Source organism: Phytohabitans sp. LZ39 (assembly GCF_059359075.1).
In genome coordinates, this window is record NZ_JCADBM010000027.1 from 119,884 (window position 1) to 145,592 (window position 25,709).

Below are 25,709 nucleotides of genomic sequence, written 5' to 3' on the forward strand. Positions count from 1 at the left end.
ATCCCTCCTCGACATTCCGGTGCCGGTTAGCTTAGCCTGCCCTTAGTTCAAGCAGGAGGGTGGCACGTGAGCGGACTGAGTCGGCGGCGGCTGTTGATCGGCGGTGGCGCGGCGCTGTTCGTGCTGGCCGGGTGTGGTGGCGAGGACGAAAGCGGTGCGCCGGCGGGTGCTGGCGGCGGGCCGTGGGAGTTCACCGACGACCGCGGCAAGAAGGCGACCCGCGACAGCCGCCCCACGAAGGTCGTCGCGCAGATCAGCGCCGCCGCGACGCTCTGGGACTTCGGCATCCGCCCGGTCGGCATCTGGGGCGACGCGAAGAACAGCGACGTGCTCAAGGGCAACGTCGACGTCAACTCCGCACAGTGGGTGGGCCAGACCTGGGGCGACTTCAACATCGAGAAGCTCGCGTCACTCACCCCTGACCTGCTGGTCGCGCCGATGCAGACCAAGGACCAGCTCTGGTACGTGCCGGAGGACGCGGTCGCCAAGATCGAGCCGCTCTGCCCGAGCGTCGGCATCAACCAGTTCGAGGTGCCGGTCGACAAGGTGATCGGCCGCTTCGCCGAGCTGGCCGGCTCGCTCGGCGCCGACCTGAACGCCACCGCGGTCACCGGCGCCAAGGCGGAGTTCGAGGCGGCCGGCGCGGCGTTCGGCGAAACGGTCAAGGCCAAGCCCGGCCTGCAGGTGGCGTTTGTCAGCGGCAACAAGGAAAACCTCTACCTCGGCAACGCGAAGATCTTCTCCGACCTGGCGTACATGCAGAACCTCGGCGTCAACTTCGTACAACCCGCCGTGCCGGCGAACGAGCCGCATTGGGAGGTGCTCTCTTGGGAGCAGGCCGGCAAGTACCCGATGGACGTGTTGCTCTACGACTCGCGCAACCCGTCATACTTCACGACCGACCTGGCCCGGTACCCGACGGTGGCGAACCTGCCGGCCATCAAGGCCAACCAGGCTGTCGCGTGGAACCCGGAAACGCCCTCCACGTGGGCGGCGTTCGGCAAGGCGCTGCGCGACCTGACCGGCAAGCTGAGCACGTTCAAAACCGTGGCCTGACCGCCGTGCTGCCCGACCTCCTGGAGCGCTACAACGCCGCGGACGGCTACCCGCCGGCGGCGACCGGGCGGGCGGGCGACGGCTGGTACACACTCCGCGAGCTGCACGCGGACGGCGGCGTGCTGGCCACGCAGATGCGGGCGTTCGTCGCGTCGTCGGGCTGCCCGCCGGAGACCGCGGCGACGCACATGGCCGGCTGGGTAACGGGTTCGTTCGTCCGGCTGCTCGTCTACGCGTACCAGCGGGAGCGGCGGCTGCCACTGCTCACAATGGACGGCACCGCCCTCCGCGTGGACGAGGGCGGCTGGTTCAACGCGCTGGCGGTCGGTGCGCCCGTGCTCGCCGTGCGGCCGGGGGATCCCCTGGCCGGTGCGCCGGGCGTCGAGGTCACGTCCACAATGGAAGGCCAGCTGCTGGGCACGATTCTCGCCCTGTCCACTCCCGTCGTCGACACGCTGCGCGGCGTGTCGCGGCTCGGCCGCCGCACGGCCTGGGCGCTCGTCGCCGACACCGTGATGAGCGCGTTCGCCGGTGAGCTGCCGCCGGTCCCGGCGTACACCGCCGCCGCCGAGGCGGAGCGGCTGCTCGCCAGCGCCGGCGCCGGGCCGCTGGCGGTGCGGCGGCGGTGGGTGGGCTCGGTGCCGCTCTCCTCCGCGTGTTGCCTCGCCTACAAGCGCCCGGGTCTGGAGCACTGCGAGCGGGTCTGCCCCAAGCTCGATGACGAGACCCGGCACGACCAGATCACAACCTGGCTGCGTCAGCCCATGTGACGAGCTTTCGGACCGCGTTGATGCCCATCCACCGCAGCGGCTCCGGGGGCCAGCGTGGAGACTTGTGCCCTACCCAGGGGAGCGACGTCAGCTCGCTCTCCACGCCGAGTATCAGGTCGGCAAGCGTACGGCCGGCGAGGTTCGTCGTGCCGACGCCGTCGCCGACGTAGCCGCCGGCCCACGCCAGCCCGGTGTCCCGGTCGAGCCCCACGGAGGCGGACCAGTCGCTCGTGACACCGACCGGACCGCCCCAGCTGTGCGTGGCCGGCACGCCGGCGAGCGCGGGGAAGAGCTCGACCAGTGCCCGGTGCAGGGCGGCGAAGACGCGCGGCTCGTTGTCGTACTCCGCGCTCGTCTTCGACCCGAAGTGGTACGGCGCACCGCGCCCGCCGAATGCCAGCCGCCCGTCCGCCGTGCGCTGCCCGTAGATGATGAGCCGGCGGAAGTCGGCGAACGTCTCCCGCTCGGCCAGCCCGGCGGTGGCCCAGAAGTCGTCGGGCAGCGGAGGCGTGGAGATCATCAGCGAGTACACCGGCGCGATCGCGCGGCGGGCGCCGGGCAGCGCCGGCGTGTACGCCTCCGTCGCGCGGACCACGACCGGGGCCCGCACGGTACCGACCGGGGTGTCGGCCGCACCCTTGCGCAGCCCGACGACCGGCGTGCCCTCGTAGATGGTGACGCCCCGCCGCTCCACCGCGCGGGCCAGGCCACGCACCAGCCGGGCCGGGTGGATCGCGGCGCAGTGCGGGGTGTAAACGCCACCGAGCACGTTCGTGGCGCCGCACCGCTTCACCGCCTCCTCCGCGCCGAGGAGGACGAGGTCCTCGTCCTCCTCGACGGCAGCACGGGCGCGGCGCAACTGGGCGGGCGTGCGGGCGACCGCCACGGTGCCGCCCTTGCTCCAGTGGCAGTCGATGCCCTCCGCCGCGGCGACGCGCCCCACCTCGTCCACAGTGGAGTTCATCGTCTGCCGCATGGCCACCACGGCCTGCTTGCCGTGGCGGCGGGCCATCAGCCGCTCCGGAGTGGGGAAGAGCGCCGAGCACCAGCCGCCGTTGCGCCCGGACGCGCCGTACCCGGCGAACTCCTTCTCCAGCACCACGATGCGCAGCGACGGCTCGGCCGCCGCCAGGTAGTAGGCCGTCCACAGGCCGGTGTAGCCGGCGCCGACGATCGCGACGTCGGCCACGAGTGAGCCGTCCAGCGCCGGTCTCGGCGTCAGATCGTCGTCCACGGTGGACATCCAGAGGCTGCCCGCCTTCAGAGACGTAGCCATGCCTCGCCCAGGACGGCGCGCAGGATCTGCTCCATCTCGTCGAACTGCTCCTGCCCGGCGATCAGCGGCGGTGCCAGCTGCACCACGGGATCGCCCCGGTCGTCGGCCCGGCAGTAGAGCCCGGCCTGGAAGAGGGCGGTGGAGAGGAAGCCGCGCAGCAGCCGCTCGGACTCGTCGTCGTCGAACGTGGCCCGGGTGGCCTTGTCCTTGACCAGCTCGATGCCGTAGAAGTAACCGTCGCCCCGCACCTCGCCGACGATCGGCAGGTCGTTGAGCTTCTCCAGCGTGGCGCGAAACGCGGCCTCGTTGGCGCGGACGTGCCCGGTGAGGTCTTCGCGGGCGAAGATGTCGAGGTTGGCCAGCGCCACCGCGCAGGAGACCGGGTGGCCGCCGAAGGTCACGCCGTGGGCGAACATGCCGGTCTCGGCGAGGAACGGCTCGATCAGCCGGTCGGAGGCGATCATCGCCCCGAGCGGCGAGTAGCCGGAGGTGAGTCCCTTGGCGGTGGTGATGATGTCCGGCTGGTAGCCGTACCGCACCGCGCCGAAGTACTCGCCGAGGCGGCCCCAGGCGCAGATCACCTCGTCGGACACGAGTAGCACGTCGTACTCGTCGCAGATCTCGCGTACCCGCTGGAAGTAGCCGGGCGGCGGCGGGAAGCAGCCGCCGGAGTTCTGCACCGGCTCCAGGAAGACGGCCGCGACGGTGTCCGGCCCCTCCCGCTCGATGGCGCGGGCGATCTCGTCGGCCGCCCACCGCCCGAACGCCTCGATGTCGTCGCCGTGCTCCGGCGCGCGGTAGAAGTTGGTGTTGGGCACCTTGATGCCGCCGGGCACCAGCGGCTCGAAGTCGCTCTTGATGCCGGGCAGGCCAGTGATCGACAGCGCGCCCATCGACGTGCCGTGGTACGCGATGTACCGGCTCACCACCTTGTGCTTGGTGGGCTTGCCGACCCGCTTGTAGTAGGCGCGGGCAAGCTTCCACGCCGCCTCGACCGCCTCCGCGCCGCCGGTGGTGAAGAAGACCCGGTCGAGGTCGCCCGGCGTGAGCGCGGCGATCCGCTCGGCCAGCTCGATCGCGGTCGGGTGCGCGTACGACCACAGCGGAAAGAACGCCAGCTCGGCGGCCTGCTTGGCGGAGGCCTCGGCAAGCTCGGTGCGCCCGTGGCCGGCGTTCACGACGAAGAGGCCGGCGAGGCCGTCGAGGTAGCGGCGGCCTTGGGCGTCCCACACGTAGGCACCCTCACCGCGGACGATCGTCGGCACCTCGCCGTCGCGGTAGCCGCCCATGCGGGTGAAATGCATCCAGAGATGATCGGTTGCGTTGCCCATGCCACGATTACCGCACAAAGTTGGGGGCTCAGGCAAGCGAATCCGTCACTCGATAAACCAGACGCAACGGATTTCGTTGACCTACTCCCCGCGTTGACCACAATCTCCTCCTACTGGCCGGCGCCCGGTCCGGGCGGAGGAGGGTGACGGTCCGGGTGATCACGAGACTTGGCGGCGTGACCGACGATGCGTTGCGCTTCTTCCGCGAGTTCGCCCGCGCCCCTCTCTCGGTGGGCGCGATAGCCCCGAGCTCCGCCGTCCTGGCCCGCCACATCTGCGCGACCGTCCCCGAGGGCGGCGACCCGGTGGTGGTCGAGCTCGGACCGGGTACGGGCGCGTTCACCGATGTCATCCAGCGGCGGCTCGGCGGCCGTGGCCACCACCTCGCGGTGGAGCTCAACCCCGTCTTCGCCGGCCGGCTCGCGGACCGGTACCCCGGCGTGGACGTCGCCGTCTCCGACGCCGCGCGCCTGCGGGACCTGCTGGACGAGCGCGGCCTCGGCCGGGCCGACGCGATCGTGAGCGGGCTGCCCTGGGCGGCGTTCTCGGCGGGGCGGCAGGGCAGCGTGCTGGACGCGGTGCGGCGGGTGATCGCCCCGGGCGGTGCGTTCACGACCTTCGCGTACGTCCACACCCTCTGGGCACCTCCGGCCCGCCGGCTCCGGTCGGCCCTGCGCGCGGCATTCGAGGAGGTCGTCGTCGGGCGCACGGTCTGGCGCAACGTGCCACCCGCGCTGGTCTACCACGCCCGCCGCCCGCGGGCGGCGTAGCCGCCGCTCATCCCCGGCGAACGAGGTGGAGGTGGCCCCTCCGTGGATAGCTTCGAGCCATGTCGCATCACCTCGACACCCCACTGGCGCGCCAGAACGGCCGGCTGTACATCGACGACATGTACGTCTTCGGGAGCGAGGGAGCCACGACGTTCGTGATGGACGTCAACTCGACCATCACGGGCCCCGACATCACGCCCGGGTTCCACCCCGAGGGCCGGTACGAGTTCAAGGTCCACTTCGACGGGGCGGACGTGGAGGCGCTGACCTACCGGTTCGCGTTCGACGGGCCGGACGCCGACGGTCGCCCGAGCTACACGGTGTACGAGCTCACCGGTGCCGCCGCCAACGACGACGGCACGCCCGGCATCCCCGTGGCCCGGGGCCGCACCGGTGAGGCGGCCGAACAGGGATCGCTGCGGGTGTGGGCGGGACGCGTCCAAGACCCCTTCTACGTCGACCTCGACCAGCTCGACGTGATCAACGCGGCCGTCCGGGACGGCGCGCCCGTCGACCTCACGTCGTGGGCCGCGGCCGGAGCCAAGAACAGCTTCGCCGGCACGACGGTCTGCTCGATCGTGCTAGAGGTGACACACGACCACCCGCGTCTGCGGCCGGGCGCCTCGACCGGTGTCTGGTGTGCCACCAAGCTGGCCACCGACGCTGGTGGGTGGCGCCAGATCAACAGGTTCGGGCACCCGATGATGTGGCCGATCTTCTGGCCGGACGACACCGACTTCGCCAACCCGGCGAACGACCGTCACCCGGCCGAGGACTTCGACGCGGACGGCAAGTACATCGCCGAGAAGGTCGGCGCCGTGGTGGCCGCGAACGGCACCTCGGCGGACCCGCAGGGCTACGGCGCCCTGGTGGCGCGGCGGCTCTTTCCCGACGTGCTGTCCTACATGGTCGGCACTCCGGCGAGCTTCGGCATCAACGGGCGGACATTGGCGGACAACGCCCCCGAGGCGATGTTTTCGCTGATCCTCGGCAAGGCGACGCCTTCGGGTCTGGGCCCGTCGACCGCGGCCGACCAGCGCCAGGACCGGTTTCCGTACGTCGTGCCCGGTTAAGCCGTACCCCAGCTGTATGTCTGCTTCCGGAGCTTGAGGTAGACGAACGCCTCGGTGGAGACCACGCCCTCGACCTTCCGTAGCCGGCTGATGATCTCCAGCAGGTGGTCGTCGTTGCGGCAGACCACCTCGGTGAGCAGGTCGAACGAGCCGGCCGTGATCACGACGTAGTCGAGCTCCTCCAGCTCGGCGAGCCGGTCGGCGATCGCGTCCAGGTCGCCCGTGGTGCGGAGGCCGATCATGGCCTGGCGGGGAAAGCCCAGCTGGAGCGGGTCGGTCACCGCCACGATCTGCATCACCCCGGCGTCGAGGAGCCGCTGCACGCGCTGTCGCACGGCGGCCTCGGAGAGCCCTACCGCCTTGCCGATCGTGGCGTACGGGCGCCGTCCATCCTCCTGAAGCTGCTCGATGATCTGCTTGCCGACGTCATCGAGAAGGGCGTGGGCCGCGCCGTCGCCCACCGCGTACCGCGGCTTCGCCATCCAACCCCTCCTCCAAGCGCACTGTTTCGTTCGTATTTCGTTGCGAATTGGCTCATCCGCAACGGAATCCTTGTGACGCGGCATACATCATGCCAGGATCAGGCGTCGGATCGTACGAAGCATTCTCGCGAACCACTCTGGAGCCGCACATGCGCCCCATGAATAGCCCCCTGTCACCCGAAGCCAGGGCCGTGCTGTCGGCCACCAGGTTCTCACGGCGCACCCTCGTCCGGGGTGCGATGGCGTCGGGCGCGTTCGTCACCGCCGGTGGCCTCCTCACCGCCTGCGGCACCGAGGGCACCAAGCAGTCCGAGGAGAGCTGCGTCAGCGAAGACACCTCCAGCACGGACAAGAAACTTGCCTTCTCCAACTGGCCACAATATATGGACGTCGATGAGAAGGATGAGTCCAAGCGCCCCACGCTGATCGCGTTCCAGGAGAGCACCGGCATCCAGGTCACCTACACCGAGGACGTCAACGACAACGACGAGTTCTTCGGCAAGGTGCAAAACCAGCTCTCCGGCTGCCAGTCCACCGGCCGCGACATCTTCGTCCTCACCGACTGGATGGCCGGCCGGGTCATCCGCCTCGGCTGGCTCCAAAAGCTCAACAAGGGCAACCTGCCCAACGTGCAGGCCAACCTCCTGCGCTCGCTGCGCGCCCGCCCGTTCGACAAGAACAACGAGTACGCGGTGCCGTGGCAGTCCGGTCTCACCGGCATCGCCTACAACGGCGCGGTGACCAAGGAGGTGCGCTCGATCGACGAGCTGCTCACCCGCGCCGACCTCAAGGGCAAGGTCACCTGCCTGACCGAGATGCGCGACACGATGGGCCTGGTGCTGCTGTCGAACGGGCACGACCCGAGCAACTTCACCGAGGCGCAGTTCGACGACGCGCTGGAGAAGCTCAAGAAGGCGATCGCCTCCGGTCAGATCCGCAGGTTCACCGGCAACGACTACTCCACCGACCTGGCCAAGGGTGACATCGCCGCGTGCATCGGCTGGTCCGGCGACGTGATCCAGCTACAGGGCGACAACGACAAGATCAAGTTCGTGGCGCCCGACTCCGGCCTCATGCTCTGGTCGGACAACATGCTGATCCCCAACAAGGCGGCCCACAAGGCGAACGCCGAGAAGCTGATGGACTACTACTACGAGCCGAGCGTGGCCGCCGAGCTGGCCGCCTACGTCAACTACATCTGCCCCGTGCAGGGCGCCCAGGAGAAGATCACCGACCTCGACCCCGAGCTGGCGAAAAATCCGCTGATCTTCCCCGACGACGCGACGCTCAACAAGACGAAGGTGTTCATGGCGCTCGACGAGGCGCAGGAGCGGTCGTACTCAACCAAGTTCCAGCAGGCAATCGGGGCGTGACGATGGCGGATAAAGGCGACCTGGAGTTGGTCAACCTGACGAAGCGGTTCGGGGTCTTCACCGCCGTCGACGATCTCAGCCTCACGATCCCGCAGGGTGGTTTCTTCGCCCTGCTGGGAGCGTCGGGCTGCGGCAAGACCACCACGTTGCGCATGGTGGCCGGTCTGGAGGAGCCCACGACCGGCAAGGTGCTGCTCGGCGGGCGCGACATCAGCCGGCTGCGGCCCTACAAGCGGCCGGTCAACACCGTGTTCCAGAGCTACGCGCTCTTCCCACACCTGGACGTCTTCGAAAACGTCGCGTTCGGCCTCCGGCGGCGCGGCGTCGGAGACATCCGGGCGCAGGTCGAGAAGATGCTCGCCCTCGTGCAGCTGGAGGGATACGGCAAGCGCCGCCCGGCCCAGCTCTCCGGCGGCCAGCAGCAGCGGGTCGCGCTGGCCCGCGCGCTCATCAACCACCCGCAGGTGCTCCTGCTGGACGAGCCGCTCGGCGCGCTCGACCTCAAGCTGCGGCGGCAGATGCAGATCGAGCTCAAGCGCATCCAGACCGAGGTCGGGCTGACCTTCGTGCACGTCACGCACGACCAGGAGGAGGCCATGACCATGGCCGACACGGTCGCGGTGATGAACGCGGGTCGCATCGAGCAGCTCGGCGCGCCGGCCGAGATCTACGAGTTTCCGTCCACGCCGTTCGTCGCCAACTTCCTCGGCCAGTCCAACCTGCTGGCCGGCGAGGTGTCCGGCCGTTCCGGCCAGGACATCCTGGTATCGGCGTACGGTTCGCGCTTCTCCGTGCCCGCCGGCCGCTGCCGGGCCGTCGACGGAGATGTCTATCTGGGGGTACGCCCGGAGAAGCTCCACCTGGCGCCAGACAGCGACTCGGTGCCGGCGGGCCACCAGTGGGTGACCGGGGTCGTCTCGGATTCCTCCTATGTGGGCGTCAGCACGCAGTACCTCGTGCGCACCCCTTGGGGCACCGAGGTATCCGCCTTCGCCTCCAACGCCGGCGTGCTCGCCCAGGTGCCGGTCGGCGCCCAGGTCGTGGCGTACTGGCGGCCGGACCACGCGTTCCTGCTCGGCCGGCAGGCCGGTGCCGGCGACGCCACCCAACCGCTGCTGGAGCCGGTGCCGTGAGTGCGGTCGGGCACATCGGCACCGCAGTCGGTCCACATGAGACACCGCCACCGCCGCCGCGGAAAGGGCGGCGGCTCCTGCCGTACCTCCTGCTGCTGCCCGGCGGGCTGTGGCTGACCATCTTCTTCGCCGTGCCCGCGGTGCAGCTCGGCGCGACAAGCCTGTACGACCCGAGCGGGTCGCTACAGGACGGTTACGCGATGACGTGGGAGTTCGGCAACTACGCCGACGCGCTCTCCGCGTACTGGCCCCACTTCGTGCGCTCGCTCGTCTACGCGGGCATCGCGACGATCCTGTGCCTGCTGCTGGGCTACCCGCTGGCGTACGCGATCGCGCAGAAGGCCACCCGCTTCAAAAACCTCATGCTCGTCTGCGTCATCGCACCGTTCTTCACCAGCTTCCTGGTGCGCACGCTGGCCTGGAAGACGATCCTGTCGGACAACGGCTGGGTGGTCGGCGTGCTCCGCGACGTCGGGATCCTCGGCTCCGACGGCCGGCTGCTGGCCACGTCGGCGGCGGTGGTGCTCGGCCTGACGTACAACTTCCTGCCGTTCATGGTGCTGCCGCTCTACGCGAGTCTCGACCGCCTCGACGGCCGGCTGCTGGAAGCGGCCAGCGACCTGTACGCCAGCCCGCTGCGCGCCTTCGCGAAGGTGACGCTCCCGCTGTCGATGCCCGGCGTGGTGGCCGGCACGCTGCTCACGTTCATCCCCGCGGCGGGCGACTACATCAACGCCGAGCTGCTCGGCACGCCCAACCAGTACATGATCGGCAACGTCATCGACTCGGCCTTCCTGGTGCGCCTCGACTACCCGCAGGCGGCGGCCCTCTCGTTCATCCTGATGGCCGCGATCCTGGCGATGGTCTTCGTGTACGTGAAGCGGGCCGGGACGGACGAGGTGCTCTGAAATGAAACTGGGGCGCTGGCTGTCCGACCACTGGGTGATGGGCGTGGGAGTGCTCGTCCTCGCCTACCTGTTCCTGCCCATCGCCGTGGTCATGGGCCTCTCCTTCAACGAGCCGTCGAGCCGCCTGTCGTACGACTTCAACAAGTTCACAGTGGACAACTGGACCAACCCCTGCGGTCCGGGCGACATGTGCGACGCGGTCGTGCGCAGCGTGCAGATCGGCTTCATCGCCACGGTGGTGGCCACGGTGCTCGGCACGCTGATGGCGTTCGCGCTGGTGCGCCACCGCTTCCGTGGCCGCGGCGCGACAAACCTGCTCATCTTCCTGCCGATGGCCACGCCCGAGGTGGTGATGGGCTCCTCGCTGCTCGCGCTCTTCGTGGCCGGCGGCTTCCCGCTCGGCTTCTGGACGGTGGTCATCGCGCACGTGATGTTCTGCGTCTCGTTCGTCGTCGTCACCGTGAAGGCACGACTGTCCGGATTGGACAGCCGGCTGGAGGAGGCGGCGATGGACCTGTACGCCAGCGAGTTCCAGACGTTCCGCAAGGTGACGCTGCCGCTGGTATTCCCGGGCATCGTGGCGGCCGCGCTGCTGGCGTTCTCGCTGTCGTTCGACGACTTCATCATCACCAACTTCAACTCCGGCACCACGGTGACGTTCCCGATGTACGTGTGGGGCGCCGCCCAGCGCGGCATCCCGCCGCAGGTAAACGTCGTCGGCACCGCGATGTTCCTCGTCTCGCTGCTGCTGGTGCTCAGCACGTCGGTACGCCGGCGGAAGGCCTCCTGATGCGCGTCCTCGTCGTCGGGGCGGGCGGCGTCGGCTCGGCCGCCGTACCCATCGCCGCGCGCCGCTCGTTCTTCGACGCGATGGTGGTCGCCGATCTCGACCCTGATCGGGCCCGCCGCGCTGTGTCCGATATGGACAGGCGATTCAGCGCCGCGGGTGTCGACGCGTCGTCGGCCTCCTCCGTGGCTTCCCTGTGCCGGGACGCCGGCATCACGCACGTGCTCAACGCGGTCGACCCGCGGTTCGTCATGCCCATCTTCGAGGGCGCACTGGCCGCCGGAGCCGACTACGTCGACATGGCGATGTCGCTCTCCAAGCCGCATCCCGAGCGGCCGCACGCCGAGACCGGCGTGAAGCTCGGCGACGACCAGTTCGCACAGGCCGACCGGTGGGCGGCGAGCGGCCGGCTGGCGCTCGTCGGCATGGGCGTCGAGCCGGGGCTGTCGGACGTCTTCGCGCGGTATGCGGCCGACGACCTTTTCAGCGAGATCGACGAGATCGGCGTCCGCGACGGCGCCAACCTCGTCGTGGAGGGTTACGACTTCGCGCCTTCGTTTTCCATCTGGACCACCATCGAGGAGTGCCTCAACCCGCCGGTGGTCTGGGAGGCCGGCAGCGGGTGGCATACGACCGAGCCGTTCTCCGAGCCGGAGGTCTTCGACTTTCCGGCGGGCATCGGCCCCGTCGAGTGCGTCAACGTCGAACACGAAGAGGTGCTGCTGATCCCGCGCTGGGTCAAGGCCGGGCGCGTCACGTTCAAGTACGGGCTGGGCAGCGAGTTCATCGAGGTGTTGCGCACCCTGCACAAGCTCGGCCTCGACCGCACCGACGCGGTTCGCGTAGGCGGCGTGTCGGTGGCACCGCGCGACGTCGTCGCCGCGTGCCTGCCCGACCCGGCGACGCTCGGCGACCGGATGCGCGGCAAAACCTGTGCCGGCACCTGGGTGCGCGGCACCGGAAAGAACGGCGAGCCGCGAGCCGTCTACCTCTACCACGTGGTGGACAATGAGTGGTCGATGCGCGAGTACGGCCACCAGGCCGTGGTGTGGCAGACCGCCGTCAACCCGGTGGTCGCGCTCGAGTTGCTCGCCGCCGGCACCTGGTCGGGCACCGGCGTGCTGGGCCCGGAGGCGTTTCCGGCCCGGCCGTTCCTCGACCTGTTGACGGCATACGGCTCACCATGGGGGATGGAAGAGCGATGACCAGATACGGCGCGATGTACGGGCCCGACGTGACTTTCCTCGGCGTCGACAGGTGCGACCTCGGCGAGCAATCGTCCTATGCGGACGCTGACGTCGTGATCGTGGGCGCGCCTTTCGACGGCGGCACGTCGGCGAGGTCCGGCACCCGGTTCGGCCCGATGGCCATGCGGCAGGCCTGCTACCTCGCGCAGGACGGCTCCCGCCCGTCCCTCGCTCTGCGCGTCGACGGCCTCCGCGACCTGCGCGTGTACGACGCCGGCGACGTCGAGATGTTCTCCGGCGACATCGAGCGCGCGCACCGCGCCTTGGAAGACGCCGTCGCCGCGGTCGCCGGCGCCGGCGCGATCCCGATCGTGCTGGGCGGCGACCACTCGATCGCCCGGCCGGACGCGACGGGCGTGGCCCGCCACGTAGGCTTCGGCCGCGTGTCGATGGTGCATTTCGACGCCCACGCCGACACCGCCGACATCGACTTCGGTTCCCTCTACGGCCACGGCCAGCCAATGCGCCGCCTCATAGAGTCCGGCGCCGTCCGCGGTGACCGCTTCCTCCAAATAGGACTGCGCGGCTACTGGCCCGGCCCCGAGGTGCTCGACTGGATGGCCCAGCAGCGCATGCGCTCGTACGAGATGAGCGAAATCGTCGCCCGCGGCCTCGACGAATGCCTGACCGAGGCATTCGCCACGGCGGTCGACGACTGCGACGGCGTATTCCTGTCCGTGGACATCGACGTCGTCGACCCCGGGATGGCACCCGGCACCGGCACCCCCGAGCCGGGCGGCCTGACCGCCCGCCAGCTGCTCGACGCGGTCCGCCGCTGCTGCCTGGAGCTGCCGATCGTGGGTGTCGACGTCGTGGAGGTGTCCCCGCCGTACGACCACGCCGACATCACCGCCTACCTCGGCAACCGCGTCGTGCTGGAAGCCCTCTCCGCGATCGCCCGCCGCCGCCAAGGCCCGCCCTGGGACCCCCGCCAGCCCCTGCTCGACGGCCGCTAGAGCGCTGAGGCCGTCGACCTGGACGCACAGGCGGGGCAGCTCGACAGCGACGCGGTGAGCGCGACCAACAGCGGATGGGTGAGGCTGCGGGAGCAGCGGCATGGACCACGGCGGACGTCGCGGAAGTGTCACACCGGGACACACCGGCTTGACCAGCCGTGTCATCATTCTGGCTACCGAATCTTGTGGGGCCAGCGGGGGTAGGGCGCGGATCGATGGGTGAGTTCGTGGACGCGGCGCTCGGTTTTCCGGCCGTGCTGTTCACTTTCCTCCTGGTGGTCGTCGTCGGCTACTGGATCCTCGTGCTGCTCGGCGCGCTCGACATCGAGGCGCTCGACTTCGACGCCGACGGCGATGTGTTGGGCGGCATGGGCTTCGCCGGCGTGCCGGTGGCGGTCACCGCCTCGCTCCTCATCGCGATCGCCTGGTTCGTCAGCCTTGCCGGCACTGTGCTTTTCGGCGGCGTGCTGCTGCTCGCGATCCTCGCTCTGCTCGTGGCGCTCGCGGTCGCGTGGTTCGCCACGCGGCTGCTCGTCAAGCCGCTTCAAAGGCTCTTTCCCAGCGGGCCGGAGGCATCCCGCGCCGACTTCGTCGGGTCGGTGTGTGTCATCCGCACCGGGCGAGTCAGCCAGACTTTTGGCCAAGCGGAGGTTACCGCCGCCGACGGTTCCTCAGCGATCATCCAGGTGCGGCAGACCGGCACCGACACGTTCAAGTCGGGCACCGCCGCGCTGATTTACGAATACGACGCCGACGGGGAGTTCTTCTGGGTCACCCCCGTCCCACACCCCGAACCACACGGATAAAGAGGGACCCCTCATGGACGTCATCACCACCGGCTTCGGCGTGCTCGTCGCCGTCGTGCTTCTCGTCGTCATCGTGTTGCTGTTCATGGTGAGCCGGCTGTTCCGCAAGGTGGAGCAGGGCAAGGCGCTCATCATCTCGAAGATCCGGAAGGTCGACGTCACGTTCACCGGCGCGGTCGTGCTGCCGGTCTTCAACAAGGCCGAGATCATGGACATCTCGGTCAAGACGATCGACATCGAGCGCACCGGTAACGAGGGGCTCATCTGCCGCGACAACATCCGAGCCGACATCCGGATCACATTCTTCGTGCGGGTGAACAAGACGGTCGAAGACGTCATCAAGGTGGCGCAGGCCATCGGCACGGCGCGGGCCAGCGACCAGGAGACGCTTCAGGAGCTGTTCAACGCGAAGTTTTCCGAGGCGCTCAAGACCGTAGGCAAGCAGCTCGACTTCGTCGACCTGTACACGAAGCGGGACGAGTTCCGTGACCAGATCATCGCGGTGATCGGCACCGACCTCAACGGGTACAGCCTCGAAGACGCGGCGATCGACTTCCTGGAGCAGACGCCGATGGCCCGGCTCGACCCGGCCAACATCCTTGACGCGCAAGGCATCCGGAAGATCACCGAGCTGACCGCGATCGAGCACGTGCGGACCAACGAGTTCCAGAAGACCGAAGAGAAGGAGATCACCCGCCAAAACGTCGACGCCCGCCAGGCGATCCTGGAGCTGGAGCGGCAGCAGGCGGAGGCGGAGATCAAGCAGCGCCGCGAGGTCGAGACCATGCGGGCCCGCGAGGAGGCGGAGATCTCCCGGGTACGGGCGGAGGAGCGCCAGAAGGCCGAAGGCGCCAACATCCGGGCCGAAGAGCAGCTGGGCATCCAGATGGAAAACAAGGCCCGCGAGATCGCGGTCGCGGAGAAGAACCGCGAGCGGGTCATCGCGATCGAGACCGAGCGGATCGAGAAGGACCGCATGCTCGAGGTCATCGCCCGGCAGCGGGAGACCGAGCTGACCACGATCTCCAAGGACAAGGAGGTCGAGGGCGAAAAGCGGCTGATCGCCGAGGTGGTGCGGGAGCGGATCGCGGTCGAGAAGACGGTCGCCGAGCAGGAGGAGAACATCAAGCGCCTGCGGGTGGTCGAGGAGGCCGAGCGGGTGCGCCAGGCGACCGTCATCCAGGCCGAGGCCGAGGCGCAGGAGGCGTTGGTCAAGGACATCAAGGCGGCGGAGGCGGCCGAGGCGGCGGCCAAGCACAAGGCCCGCGAGGCGCTGGTGCTGGCCGAGGCGCGGCAGCAGGCGGCCGAGCTCGACACCCGGGCGAAGATCCGGCTGGCCGAGGGCGCACAGGCCGAGGCGGCCGCCGCCGGGCTCGCTGACGTGCAGGTGCGCGAGCGCGACGCGGCCGCCATCGAGAAGGTCGGCCGGGCCGAGGCCGCCGTGGAGCGGGAGAAGGCGCTCGCCACGGCCGAGGGCACGGAAAAGCTGGGCAGGGCGGAGGCCGCGGTCGAGCGGGAGAAGGCCCTCGCGCTGGCCGACGCGGTGCGCGAAAAGCTGAAGGGCGAGGCCGAGGGTCTCACCGAGAAGGCCGCCGCGATGGCCGCGCTCGACGAGGCGACCCGCGAGCACGAGGAGTACCGCCTGCGGCTGGAGGCGGAGAAGGAGATCCGGCTCGCCGGCCTCGACGTGCAGCGGCAGATCGCCGAGTCGCAGGCGTCGGTCGTGTCGAAGGGCCTGGAGAAGGCGAACATCGACATCGTCGGCGGCGACAGCATCTTCTTCGACCGGCTGATGAGCTCGATCACCGCGGGCAAGGCGGTCGACGGCTTCGTCGGCCACTCCGACGTGGCGCAGACGCTCGCCAAGCCGTGGCTCGACGGGTCGGCCGACTTCACCAAGGATCTGGCCGAGATGCTCAAGTCGCTCAACACGGCCGACGTGCAAAACCTGACGCTCTCCGCGTTCCTGCTCCAGCAGATCAAGTCCGGCGGTGCCGACGCGGAAAAGCTGAAGGAGTTGCTCCAGGCCGCGAAGCGGCTCGGCCTCGCCGACGCGCCCCTGGCTGAGCTGAACGCGAAATGACGGTAACCGCCGAGGCTTCTCCGAAGCTCGACGTCGGCACGTACGAGGTCCTGCGCGGCCGGCTCGCCGATCGTTCGGCCGAGCTGGCCCGCCGGGCGGAGGCGCTCAACGCGCGCCGCCTGGAGGTGTTCGGCAGCGCCGAGATGCGGCTTGTCGGCACCGAGCGGATCCGTACGGAAAACAACTGCGTGCCGCGCGACATCGTGTCGATCGGCGGGCTGATGCTCTTCGGCTACAACGTGTTCATCGGGCTCAAGCCGGAGACGACCGTCGACGACGTGTTCGCGGTGCACGCGTTCAGCCGCGACGGCGAGGCGTTTCGCTTCGAGCCGGCCGGCGAGGTGCCGTGGCTGCGCGACCCGCAGTTCCTGCGCGACTTCGGCGAGCTGTACCGGTACTACAAGGAGACCCGGCTGCTCCAGCTGCGCCGTCTCGACGGCCGGCTGCTCGCGATCTTCCAGACCGGTCCCAACATCGAAGACATCCGGGTACTGCGGTGGCAGGTGGCCACCGACGGTGCGGTGTCCTACATGGACAACCGGGGCGAGCGCGACCACACGTTTCCGTCGCCGCACGACTTCGAGTGGGTCGAGACCACCCGGGAAAACCACGTGCTCGGCCGCCACCCGCACATCTCCATCGCCGACGAGGTCTTCGTGGAGGCGGTCGGCGGCAACCTCACCGTCAAGGTGGAAAACAACACCGAGACCGGTGAGGGCATCTACGCCGAGCCGGTCGACGAGCCGCTCCAGAGCCTCGCCGACGCCGACATCCACTACGCGCGGGTCGGGCCGCTGATCCTGCTGCGGGTGCGGCCGTACAAGGAGACGGTCTGGCGCCACCTCGTCTTCAACACCCGCACCAAGACCGTCGTGCGGCTCGACGGCATCGGGCAGGCGTGCCAGCGGCTGCCCGAAGACCACGGCATCATCTTCCCCGGCGGCTACTATCTCGCGACGGGCGTCAACAAGACGTTCGACACCGACGTGGCGAGCCTGGAGTTCGACCGGGTCATCCGCTCGACAAACGGGGAGGACGTGCTCTACGTCTTCCACGCGCGGGCCGAGGGTCGCTCGCTCCTGTTGCCGTACAACGTGATCCGCAAAGAGGTAGCCACGCCGATCCCGTGCCACGGCTACTCGCTCTTCGACGACGGCACGCTCGTGGTGTTTCGGGCGACGTCCGAGGAGCCGACCCGGGTGCACCCGATGCAGGTGTGGCAGACGCCGTACCTGTCCGACACGTACGCGGCCGCGCAGCCGGTCGGCACCGGGCCACTTGAGCGGGTGGGCAACGCCGACCTGGTTCGCGGCATCTCGGACTGCCTCTCGGTGGCCCGGATGACCGACGAGATGCGGCCCTCCACCGGCGTCTTCGAGAGCCTGATCGCGACCTGCGCCCGCATCTTCGACCACTACCACTGGCTGGGCGAGCAGGAGCTCGGCGACCTGCGCACGCCGCTGTCGGAAGTGCGGGCCACCGCCGAGCAGGTGCTCGACGAGTTCGAAAAGGTGCAGGCGCTCACCACGCAGGCCGCCACCGCACTGGAGGAGGCGTCCGGCCGGATCCAGTCGCTGATCCGCCGCACCCGTGGCGAGGCTCCACAGTCGACGGACGGCTGGGTGGCGCAGCTGGCCGACCTCCGCTCGGCGCAGGGCCATCTGGTGACGCTCCGCGAGCTGCGCTACGTGGACATCGCGCGGATCGACGAGCTGACGCGGGTACTCGACGACGAGCTGGCATCCGCCGCGAAGCGCGCGGTGTCGTTCCTCCAGCGCGACGACGCGTTCACCGGATACCACGCGGAGATCGACCGGCTCGTCGCCGAGGCCGAGGGCATCGCCACCGTCGCGGCGGCCGAGCCGCTCGGCGATCGGCTCGGTGCGCAGGCCGAGGGGATGCAGGTCATCACCGAGGTGGTCGGCTCGCTCGACATCGCCGACGCCACGGTGCGCACGAGCATCCTGGAGCGGATCGGCGAGGTGCTCGGCGGCGTCAACCGGGCCCGGGCCACATTGGAGGGCCGGCGCAAGGAGCTGCTCGCCACCGAGGGGCGGGCCGAGTTCGCGGCGGAGTTCGCGCTGCTGGGCCAGGCCATCACGGGCGCGCTCGCGGTCTCGGACACCCCGGAGCGCTGCGACGAGCAGCTCGGCCGGCTGCTGCTCCAGCTGGAAAACCTCGAGTCGCGCTTCGGCGAGTTCGACGACTTCCTCGCCGACCTCGGTGCCAAGCGCACCGACGTGTACGAGGTCTTTTCCGCGCGCAAGCAGGCGTTGCTCGACGAGCGGGCGCGCCGCTCCGACCGGCTCGTCGACTCGGCCGACCGCATCCTCGCGAGCGTGCACCGGCGGATCGCCGTCCTGAAGACGATCGACGAGGTCAACACGTACTTCGCCGGCGACCCGATGGTGGCCAAGCTCCGCTCGGTGGCGCAGGACCTGCGCGACCTGGGCGACGCGGTGCGCGCCGAAGAGCTCGACGGCCGGATCAAGGCGGCCCGCCAGGAGGCCGGGCGCAGCCTGCGCGACCGCCTCGACCTCTACAGCGACGGCGGCGAGACGATCGCGCTGGGCCGGCACCGTTTCGCGGTCAACACCCAGTCGATCGACCTCACGCTCGTGCCGCAGGACGGGCGGATGGCGGTCGCGGTCACCGGCACCGACTACCGGGCGGCCGTGCGTGACGAGGCGTTCGAGGCCACCCGCCCCTACTGGGAGCAGCTGCTGGTCTCGGAGACGGCGGAGGTGTACCGGGCCGAGTTCCTCGCCGCGTCGATCCTCCTCGACGGCGACCTCGACGTCCTGCACGAGGCCGCGGTCGCCGACGGCGGCTTACGCGATCTGGTGCGCCGCACCGCCGAGTCGCGCTACGACGAGGGGTATGAGCGCGGGGTGCACGACCAGGACGCGGCCGCGATCCTGGATGCCCTGCTGCGCCTGCACGCCGGCGCCGGCCTGCTCCGCTACCCGCCCGCGGCCCGCGCGGCCGCGCAGCTCTTCTGGGCGTACGGCACCGACGAGGCCGCCCGCGCCGCGTGGTCCACGAGGGCGGGTTCGCTGGCTCGAGCCCGTGCCGCGTTCGGCGCCGCGCCGGCGATCGAAGAGCTGCGCGCTTCGCTCTCTTCGGCGGTGAGCGCGTTTCTGCGTGAGCGCGGCCTTTCCGTGGATGACCACCTCGCCGGTGAGTACCTCTTCGAAGAGCTGGCGAGCGCGCCGTTCGGCTTCGTCACCAGCGCCGGCGCCCGCGACCTGCTCGACCGCTTCCACCGCGCGAAGGTGGAGTCCTTCGTCGAGGATCTGCGTGCGCTCGGCGACGACCTGGCCGCCCGGCACCAGCTCGCGTCCGCCTGGCTCTCCGCGTTCGTCGGCGACACACCCGCGCCGGAGCTGCCGGAAGCCGTCGCCATCACGCTCTGCGGCGCCGAGGTGCCGCGCCACGACTCGTCCGCCGTCCTGTCCGCCACTGTGGACGGTCTGCTGGGCACCCACCCGCGGATCGCCAGCCGCAAGCTGGACCTGCGGCTCGACGAGGTGCTGGCCCGGGTGCGCCGCTTCCGGGCCGAGCGGGTCCCGGGTTTCCGGGCGTACCAGCGGCAGCGCAACGACCTCATCGCCCGCGAGCGCACCCGGCTGCGCCTGGCCGAGCACCAGCCGAAGGTGATGAGCGCGTTCGTCCGCAACCGCCTGCTCGACGAGGTCTACCTGCCGCTGATCGGTGACAACCTGGCCCGCCAGCTCGGCGCGGTCGGTGACGCCAAACGTACCGACCAGATGGGCCTGCTGCTGCTCATCTCGCCGCCCGGCTACGGCAAGACCACGCTGATGGAGTACGTGGCGAGCCGTCTCGGCCTGGTCTTCGTGAAGGTCAACGGTCCGGCGCTCGGTCACGCGGTCACCTCCGTCGACCCGGCCGAGGCGCCCAACGCCACCGCCCGGCAGGAGGTGGAGAAGATCTCGTTCGCCCTGGAGATGGGCAACAACGTGCTGCTCTACCTCGACGACATCCAGCACACCTCGCCCGAGCTGCTCCAGAAGTTCATCTCGCTCTGTGACGCGCAGCGCCGGATGGAGGGCGTGTGGGACGGGCGCACGCGCACATACGACCTGCGGGGCAAGCGGTTCGCGGTGTGCATGGCGGGTAACCCGTACACGGAGTCGGGCCAGCGCTTCCGGATCCCGGACATGCTCGCCAACCGCGCCGACGTGTGGAACCTCGGCGACGTGCTCTCCGGCAAGGAGCAGCTCTTCGCGCTCAGCTACATCGAAAACTCGCTGACCGCCAACCAGGTGCTGGCCCCGCTCTCCACAAGGGACCGTGGTGACATCGAGCTGCTCGTGCGGCTGGCGAAGGGCGACGAGTCGGTGCGGCCGGACCAGCTCCAGCACCCGTACTCCGGGGTCGAGCTGGAACAGATCCTCGCCGTGCTGCGCAAGCTGCTGCGCGTGCAGCAGGTCGTGCTCACCAACAACCAGGCGTACATCGCCTCGGCCGCCCAGTCGGACGCGTCCCGCACCGAGCCGCCGTACCAGCTCCAGGGGTCGTACCGAAATATGAACAAGCTCGCCGAGCGGATCGTGCCGGTGATGAACGAGGAAGAGCTCGAAGCCGTCATCGACGACCACTACCTGGGCGAGGCGCAAACGCTGGCCGCCAACGCGGAGGCCAACCTGCTCAAGCTCGCCGAGCTGCGCGGGCGGCTGACCGGCGAGCGGGTCGAGCGGTGGGCCGAGGTGAAGGCCGGCTACCTGAAGGCCCAAGCGCTCGGCGGCGCCGGCGACGACCCGATGAGCCGCGCCGTGGGCGCCGTGGGCCTGCTCGCCGACCGCGTGGGCGCGGTGGAGTCGGCGATCGACCGTGCCGCCGAACGCCTCCAAGAGCCAGCCTCCTAGGGGCGAGACCGCTGCTCCCGCGGCCTCACCCGTCCGCCGCCGGTCCCGCTTCCCCCTCCCGCCCTGTCCTGCCCTCAAGAGGGCAGCCCTCTCACTGTCTGGGCGGGTATACGGGACCCCTGCGGAGAATTCACGCCCAAGAGGGCTGCCCTCTTGGGGCTTGGTGGGGCTTGGTGCGCGGAGGTGGCAGTGGAGGTCGGGGATTTCGGCTCGTCCTGCGAGCCGCCGACCTCCGCGGTCTCCGGCGGGAGCAGCGGTCCGCCGCTGACGCGGACCGGGAAATCTGTTTCGAGATCTTGACCCGGAAGGTCTCTAGGACGACAAGGTGTGGAGGATGCCTTCGCAGCTGCGCACGACGACGCCGGCGGCCCGGCGCTGCTCCAGGCTCAGCAGCGGGTCTTCGGTCTGCTCCTGCCACCGCGTCAGCGCGTCAGTGGCCAGCTCCCACAGCTGGCCGGGATTGGTGCGCGGGTCGACGCCAAGCCGTGCGGCAGGTGCGGTGCCGCCCTCCCCGACGAGGCGGCGCGCCTCCGCCTCCAGCTCCGCGCCGAACTTGATCCGGTGCCCCTGGAGCGCCGCGACGAGCCGCAGTTCGCGGAAGTCGTGCGCGTTGGTCAGCGTGTGCTCCAGGTCGGCGAGGAGCTTTTCGCTGCCCGGGCGGGGCTCGGCGCGGAGCACCGACTCCAGCGCGGTGAGCGCCGAGCGGGCCTTGAGCGCGTCGGCCCGGTCGACGAAACACCGGCCGACCGCTTCCCGCAGCTCGCTGAGGCCGCTGCGGCGCACCAGCTCGGCGGCCAGCCCGGCGCGCGTGTCGGTGCCCGTGCCGGTGCGGATCAGCGTCGTGGCGAGCCGTACACCGAAGATGCCGAGCCGGTCGAGCAGGTCGACGCGGGTCTCCACGTCGACCTGCGCGGGAAAGTCTTCACCGGTGAACCTGTCGGTGGTCAGCAGGTACGGCTCCAGCTCCGGCCGTGGGGTACGGGCCAGTGTGGACAGTGCCGAGAAGTCACGGTCGCTCAGCACCCGGCCGGCCAGCGCGAGCAGGCCGCCGAGCGCCACTACGGCCAGGCAGAGCGAGCCGACGTGGTGGTCGCGGTGGTGTTTGCGGGCCAGTTGCTTCGCCGCGAGCAGCGCGTCGATGCGGCCGCCGCCGATCTCGTCGGCCCGGGAGAGGACGAGGATCACGTTGACCGGTGCGGCGCGGGCGACCGTGCCGTCCTGTGCCGCTTCCAGCCACTCCAGGTCGGTGCCGCGCCCGTCGCGGGTCAGGTAGAGCACCGCGTCCGCGTCGCGCAGCACCTTGTCGCCGGACTCCGGCAGCGCCGGGGTGTCCACAATGGTGGCGTTGCGCAGCGCCCGGCTGGGCCAGGTGACCACCAGGTCGTTGACGGGCGCCGGCTGCCACCGCCGGATGTCCACCCGCAACCCGTTCGCCGTGCGCGCGACCGGCAGCTCGACCCCCGCCGGGTACGCGGTGGCGTGCGGCTCGGGCCCGTCCTGGTACCAGGTGAAAACCTGCTCGGCGTCGGGCACCTCGATGGGTGCGACCTCCTCGCCGACGATCGCGTTGACTAATGTGGACTTGCCCGCCTGCCAGGGACCGGCGATCGCGATCCGCAGCGGCTCGTCGAACCGGCTCAGGTGGTGGCGCAGCTGGTCGGTGGCGGGCGGGCTGTCGTGGTAGAGGTCGAGCGCTTCGTGCATGAGGCGCCACACCGACTCTTCCAGAGCTGATGTCACGCGGGGTCCCCGCATAAACGTGGAGCGCAGCGGAGCGTTGTCGTGGGGTGCTTCATCCAACCGGCTCCAGGGGGCGACGCTGCTGCGGCACGCGGGGGCTGCCGAGCGCGGTCAGGGCCTGGGCCCGCTCGTACAGCGCGGCGAGCCGGCGCATCTGCTGCTGCACCTCGCGCTTGCGCTGCTCGCGCTCCAGCGCGTCGGCGTCCGCGGCCTGCTTCGCCGTGCGCAGCGAGTCGACGATCGCCTCCTGTAGCTGCTCGGTCAGCCCGGTGAAGTGGTCGCGCAGCGCCCGCTGCACCCACCGCGCGGTGTCTTTGCACTCCTTGTTGAGCCGCAGGAAGAAGTCGTCGACGTGCCGCTGCGACGCCACCTTGGCCGCGGCCTGGCGGCGGCGCAGCATCGTCTTGCCCTCGTCGCGGATGGTCTTGCCGCCGAAGAGCGCGCCGGCGCCGAGGGAGACCGGGTTGATCAGCGGCATGCCGGCGAGCGTCGTGGCGAGGCCGAACATGAGCAGCCCGCCGTACGAACCGCGGAGGCCGCTGAAGATCTTCTGTACCGGCGTGAACTTCTCCACGCTCGGCCGCTCGATCTCCTCCAGCTGCTCGGCGAGCCGGTCGGGGATGCCCGCCCGCCACTCGGGGAGGATGTCGGCGCCGTACCGGACGAAGTGGTCGGCGACCCGGCCGGTGATCCAGTCGCACCGCTGCACCAGCCACGCGAAGTTGGCCTCGGCGGCCTCGGTCAGGCTCTGCTCCATCCATGCCTGGTAGTCGTCCCAGGTCTTCAGCGGGTCGGCCGTCTCGAACGCCTCGTCGACCTTGCGCATGATCTGCCTGGTGCGGTCGCGCAGGTCGTACTCGATGTCGGACATCAGATCCGTCATCTCGTCGGACAGCGTGTTTTGCCAGCGGGTGGCGCAGCGGCGCAGCTCGTCGAGCCCGCGCTGCGCCTCGTACAGCCGGTGCAGCGACCCGGAGTCCTCAGTGGACATCTCGGCGCGCAGTGGTGCGGCGAGCTGCTCGATGACCGTGCTGGCCATCAGTCCGACCGCCGCGGGTGCGAGCACCTCGCCCTTGGAGCCCTGCTCGCGCTTGAGCCGGGCGATCAGGTCGGGGAAGCCGGACTCGGCGTTGACCGCCTTGTCGTTGGTGCGCGCGGCCTGTAGCCGCAGCGTCGCCGACACGGGAACGAGTGTGGCCGGCACGCCGGCGCTCGCGAGGTGCTCCCTGTTGCGCTCCGCCACGGCCCGCCAGTGCGGCGAGATGTCGATCTTGGTGAGCGCGACGACCACCCGCGGGTGCGACTGCATGATCTGGAGCAGCAGGTTGACCTCGGAGACGGAGAGCTCGCGGGTCGCGTCGGTGACCATCACCACGACGTCTGCCCGGCCCACCGCGGCGATGCCCGCGCCGGTGGTCGGGTCGTCGCCATCGGCGCCCGGGGTGTCGATGAGCACGATGCCGCTGGCCAACAGTCCACGAGGGACACCGATCTCGGCGTGCACTTCGCTCGCGCCCGGCCGCCGGCCCGGCGTCGTGGCGCTGATCCGGGCGGCGATGTCCGCGACGGGCATCGGCACGCGCTCGTCCGCGTCGCCGTCGTGCACCAGCGCCGCGGAGGGCGACTCCGCGTGCCGCACGACCGTGGGGATCGCCGTGGTGAGCCCGTCGCCGACGGGGCAGACCGGCGCGTTTATCAACGCGTTGACGAGCTGGCTCTTACCCTGCTTGGGCTCGCCCACGACAAGCACGCGCAGGGTGGGGTCCAATAGCTGCTCCCGCTTTTGCAGGAGCCACCGGACCAGGTCGGTGCGGCTGTGCGCCGCGCATACCCGAGCCGTCTCGTCGAGGGTGTCGAGCCAGATCGGTGCCATCACCGGACCAAGTCTGCTGATTTCCACTCATATATCAAGAGGGATGGGAGACCGGGCCCGAGTCCGGCCTCCCATCCCTGGGACCGCGGTAACGCTTAGAAAACCAGCCGTGACGCCGGGTCGTTCAGGCAGTGACGGCGGGTTTTTCAGACGAAATCAGAACAGGATGTCGGTGACGCCGAGGAGGCCGCCATCGGCGTGCGTGTCGGCGGTCGCCGAGCCGTGCACGGTGCCGTGCACGCCAGCCGAGCCGTGCGCCTCGGCGCCGCCGCCCAGCAGGCCACCCACGCCGACGCCGTCGAGCGTGCTGTCCACGGTGCTGGTGGCGCCGCTCAGCAGCGAGTCGCTGCCCAGGGTGTCGTTGAGCTCCGGCAGGTCGACCGGGGGAACGCCGACGCCGGCGGTCACCGAGCCGACCAGGCCGGTCACGCCGTCGAGCTGCCCGTCGACGGTGCCCAGGGTGTCGTCGGTGGTGCCGAGGACGTCGTCGACGGGCGCACCCGGGACCAGGCCGGTGGCGGTGCCCAGCGTCGCGTCGACCGTGCCGGTCGCGTCCGCGCCGATCGGACCGACCACATCGGAGTCGAGCGTGCCGGCCACGTCGTGCACGCCGGAGAGGTCGACGGATGCGCCCGAAGTGCTTGCCGCGACGCCGATGCCGGGGATGATGCCGGTCGTCGCGAGGCTGATGCCGCTGGTGTCCACAGTGATGGCACCCACCGCGGCGACGTTGACGTTCGCGTCGGCGCTGGGGGCGGGTACGCCGAGCGAGAGCTGCTGCGTGACCGACTGGAGCTGGCCGATCGCGTTGGTGGTGTCGCCGAGTGCGGCCACCTGGCCGAGGCCGAGGTCGCTCGTCGGCGCCAGGCCGGTGATCCCCTGTACCGGCGCGTAGTCCACGACCAGGGGGACCACGTCCTGCACGTCCGCGGCGGTGATGTCACCGAGCCCCGCGGCGTTGAGCGTGCCCTCGGGGTCCAGCTCGAAGGCCGAGCGCGCCTCGGGGTTGGTGAGGAGGTTCAGCACGAAGTCGTGCAGTGTCTGGGTCGATTCCATGCCGCTGACCGTATGAGGGCGCCAACCGCCGGGCATCGGGGACCGCGCCGGGTTTCCCGGTTAGGGGATTAGGGGGTCCGTCGCGCCAGAATTAGTGGCT

At 70.0% G+C, this 25,709-nt stretch carries 19 protein-coding genes; 13 read left to right on the plus strand and 6 right to left on the minus strand.

Features of this window, described 5'->3' with window-relative positions; all coding sequences use genetic code 11:
* Nucleotides 1-66 precede the first annotated feature (66 nt).
* Together AC5L36_RS38300 and AC5L36_RS38305 are read left to right on the plus strand one after the other, a co-directional pair.
* Nucleotides 67-1,056 (plus strand): ABC transporter substrate-binding protein, encoded by a 990-nt coding sequence (locus AC5L36_RS38300; protein WP_441223555.1) that lies wholly within the window; start codon nt 67-69, stop codon nt 1,054-1,056.
* Between the two features lie 5 nt (nt 1,057-1,061).
* Nucleotides 1,062-1,826 carry a hypothetical protein gene (locus AC5L36_RS38305; protein WP_441223557.1) on the plus strand — a complete coding sequence of 255 codons (765 nt, stop codon included), beginning with the start codon at nt 1,062-1,064 and terminating at the stop codon, nt 1,824-1,826.
* Here the strand turns inward: AC5L36_RS38305 and AC5L36_RS38310 are convergent.
* On the minus strand, nt 1,798-3,102 hold the full coding sequence (locus tag AC5L36_RS38310) for an NAD(P)/FAD-dependent oxidoreductase (protein ID WP_441223558.1): 1,305 nt from the start codon (nt 3,100-3,102) through the stop codon (nt 1,798-1,800). The two genes, AC5L36_RS38305 and AC5L36_RS38310, sit on opposite strands and share 29 nt — an antisense overlap.
* The gene (locus AC5L36_RS38315; RefSeq protein ID WP_441223560.1) at nt 3,087-4,433 is read right to left on the minus strand and encodes an aspartate aminotransferase family protein; all 1,347 of its coding nucleotides are present in this window, start codon (nt 4,431-4,433) and stop codon (nt 3,087-3,089) included. Before AC5L36_RS38315 ends, AC5L36_RS38310 begins: the two co-directional genes overlap by 16 nt.
* Before the next feature lie 155 nt (nt 4,434-4,588).
* Here AC5L36_RS38315 and AC5L36_RS38320 point away from each other — a divergent pair, with 155 nt between their 5' ends.
* Both AC5L36_RS38320 and AC5L36_RS38325 read left to right on the plus strand, forming a co-directional pair.
* Nucleotides 4,589-5,203: a class I SAM-dependent methyltransferase gene (locus AC5L36_RS38320; RefSeq protein WP_441223562.1), complete on the plus strand. Its 615-nt coding sequence runs from the start codon at nt 4,589-4,591 to the stop codon at nt 5,201-5,203.
* A gap of 59 nt (nt 5,204-5,262) precedes the next feature.
* On the plus strand, nt 5,263-6,276 hold the full coding sequence (locus tag AC5L36_RS38325) for a DUF4331 family protein (RefSeq protein ID WP_441223563.1): 1,014 nt from the start codon (nt 5,263-5,265) through the stop codon (nt 6,274-6,276).
* Here AC5L36_RS38325 and AC5L36_RS38330 read toward each other — a convergent pair.
* Entirely contained in the window at nt 6,273-6,758 is a 486-nt protein-coding gene (locus AC5L36_RS38330; protein WP_441223564.1) for an Lrp/AsnC family transcriptional regulator, read from the minus strand. The two genes, AC5L36_RS38325 and AC5L36_RS38330, sit on opposite strands and share 4 nt — an antisense overlap.
* A gap of 158 nt (nt 6,759-6,916) precedes the next feature.
* On the opposite strand from AC5L36_RS38330, the gene AC5L36_RS38335 reads away from it, so the two are divergent.
* The 9 genes from AC5L36_RS38335 to AC5L36_RS38375 all read left to right on the plus strand — a co-directional run bounded on the left by AC5L36_RS38335 (nt 6,917) and on the right by AC5L36_RS38375 (nt 20,940).
* Nucleotides 6,917-8,131, plus strand: coding sequence for a polyamine ABC transporter substrate-binding protein (locus AC5L36_RS38335; protein ID WP_441223566.1), 1,215 nt, complete (start codon nt 6,917-6,919; stop codon nt 8,129-8,131).
* A 2-nt stretch (nt 8,132-8,133) separates the two neighbouring features.
* A complete protein-coding gene (locus AC5L36_RS38340) occupies nt 8,134-9,264 on the plus strand; it encodes an ABC transporter ATP-binding protein (RefSeq protein WP_441223615.1) in 1,131 nt (376 codons plus the stop codon).
* Nucleotides 9,261-10,172 (plus strand): ABC transporter permease, encoded by a 912-nt coding sequence (locus AC5L36_RS38345; protein WP_441223567.1) that lies wholly within the window; start codon nt 9,261-9,263, stop codon nt 10,170-10,172. The genes AC5L36_RS38340 and AC5L36_RS38345 overlap by 4 nt, the downstream gene beginning before the upstream one ends.
* A 1-nt stretch (nt 10,173) precedes the next feature.
* Entirely contained in the window at nt 10,174-10,962 is a 789-nt protein-coding gene (locus AC5L36_RS38350; RefSeq protein ID WP_441223568.1) for an ABC transporter permease, read from the plus strand.
* Nucleotides 10,962-12,164 (plus strand): saccharopine dehydrogenase family protein, encoded by a 1,203-nt coding sequence (locus AC5L36_RS38355; RefSeq protein WP_441223570.1) that lies wholly within the window; start codon nt 10,962-10,964, stop codon nt 12,162-12,164. The genes AC5L36_RS38350 and AC5L36_RS38355 overlap by 1 nt, the downstream gene beginning before the upstream one ends.
* Nucleotides 12,161-13,162, plus strand: a complete 1,002-nt coding sequence (gene speB / locus AC5L36_RS38360; RefSeq protein WP_441223571.1) for an agmatinase — start codon at nt 12,161-12,163, stop codon at nt 13,160-13,162. The genes AC5L36_RS38355 and speB overlap by 4 nt, the downstream gene beginning before the upstream one ends.
* A gap of 215 nt (nt 13,163-13,377) precedes the next feature.
* Nucleotides 13,378-13,968, plus strand: coding sequence for a hypothetical protein (locus AC5L36_RS38365; protein ID WP_441223573.1), 591 nt, complete (start codon nt 13,378-13,380; stop codon nt 13,966-13,968).
* 13 nt (nt 13,969-13,981) lie between these two features.
* On the plus strand, nt 13,982-16,051 hold the full coding sequence (locus AC5L36_RS38370; RefSeq protein ID WP_441223574.1) for a flotillin family protein: 2,070 nt from the start codon (nt 13,982-13,984) through the stop codon (nt 16,049-16,051).
* On the plus strand, nt 16,048-20,940 hold the full coding sequence (locus tag AC5L36_RS38375; RefSeq protein ID WP_441223575.1) for a DNA repair ATPase: 4,893 nt from the start codon (nt 16,048-16,050) through the stop codon (nt 20,938-20,940). Before AC5L36_RS38370 ends, AC5L36_RS38375 begins: the two co-directional genes overlap by 4 nt.
* A 312-nt stretch (nt 20,941-21,252) precedes the next feature.
* On the opposite strand, the gene AC5L36_RS38380 is transcribed toward AC5L36_RS38375, so the two are convergent.
* From AC5L36_RS38380 to AC5L36_RS38390, 3 genes are all read right to left on the minus strand, one after another.
* On the minus strand, nt 21,253-22,680 hold the full coding sequence (locus AC5L36_RS38380) for a P-loop NTPase family protein (protein WP_441223577.1): 1,428 nt from the start codon (nt 22,678-22,680) through the stop codon (nt 21,253-21,255).
* Nucleotides 22,681-22,732: 52 nt separating this feature from the next.
* Complete coding sequence (locus AC5L36_RS38385; RefSeq protein ID WP_441223616.1) at nt 22,733-24,553, minus strand: dynamin family protein; 1,821 nt, start codon at nt 24,551-24,553, stop codon at nt 22,733-22,735.
* Between the two features lie 156 nt (nt 24,554-24,709).
* Nucleotides 24,710-25,609: an IniB N-terminal domain-containing protein gene (locus AC5L36_RS38390; RefSeq protein ID WP_441223578.1), complete on the minus strand. Its 900-nt coding sequence runs from the start codon at nt 25,607-25,609 to the stop codon at nt 24,710-24,712.
* Nucleotides 25,610-25,709: the final 100 nt, after the last annotated feature.

Coding starts and splice junctions, on each gene's coding strand:
- AC5L36_RS38335 (WP_441223566.1), top strand. CDS start 6,917: ATGAATAGCCCCCTGTCACCCGAAGCCAGGGCCGTGCTGTCGGCCACC.
- AC5L36_RS38315 (WP_441223560.1), bottom strand. CDS start 4,433: ATGGGCAACGCAACCGATCATCTCTGGATGCATTTCACCCGCATGGGC.
- AC5L36_RS38355 (WP_441223570.1), top strand. CDS start 10,962: ATGCGCGTCCTCGTCGTCGGGGCGGGCGGCGTCGGCTCGGCCGCCGTA.
- AC5L36_RS38340 (WP_441223615.1), top strand. CDS start 8,134: ATGGCGGATAAAGGCGACCTGGAGTTGGTCAACCTGACGAAGCGGTTC.
- speB (WP_441223571.1), top strand. CDS start 12,161: ATGACCAGATACGGCGCGATGTACGGGCCCGACGTGACTTTCCTCGGC.
- AC5L36_RS38310 (WP_441223558.1), bottom strand. CDS start 3,102: ATGGCTACGTCTCTGAAGGCGGGCAGCCTCTGGATGTCCACCGTGGAC.
- AC5L36_RS38350 (WP_441223568.1), top strand. CDS start 10,174: ATGAAACTGGGGCGCTGGCTGTCCGACCACTGGGTGATGGGCGTGGGA.
- AC5L36_RS38330 (WP_441223564.1), bottom strand. CDS start 6,758: ATGGCGAAGCCGCGGTACGCGGTGGGCGACGGCGCGGCCCACGCCCTT.
- AC5L36_RS38365 (WP_441223573.1), top strand. CDS start 13,378: ATGGGTGAGTTCGTGGACGCGGCGCTCGGTTTTCCGGCCGTGCTGTTC.
- AC5L36_RS38390 (WP_441223578.1), bottom strand. CDS start 25,609: ATGGAATCGACCCAGACACTGCACGACTTCGTGCTGAACCTCCTCACC.
- AC5L36_RS38370 (WP_441223574.1), top strand. CDS start 13,982: ATGGACGTCATCACCACCGGCTTCGGCGTGCTCGTCGCCGTCGTGCTT.
- AC5L36_RS38325 (WP_441223563.1), top strand. CDS start 5,263: ATGTCGCATCACCTCGACACCCCACTGGCGCGCCAGAACGGCCGGCTG.
- AC5L36_RS38385 (WP_441223616.1), bottom strand. CDS start 24,553: ATGGCACCGATCTGGCTCGACACCCTCGACGAGACGGCTCGGGTATGC.
- AC5L36_RS38375 (WP_441223575.1), top strand. CDS start 16,048: ATGACGGTAACCGCCGAGGCTTCTCCGAAGCTCGACGTCGGCACGTAC.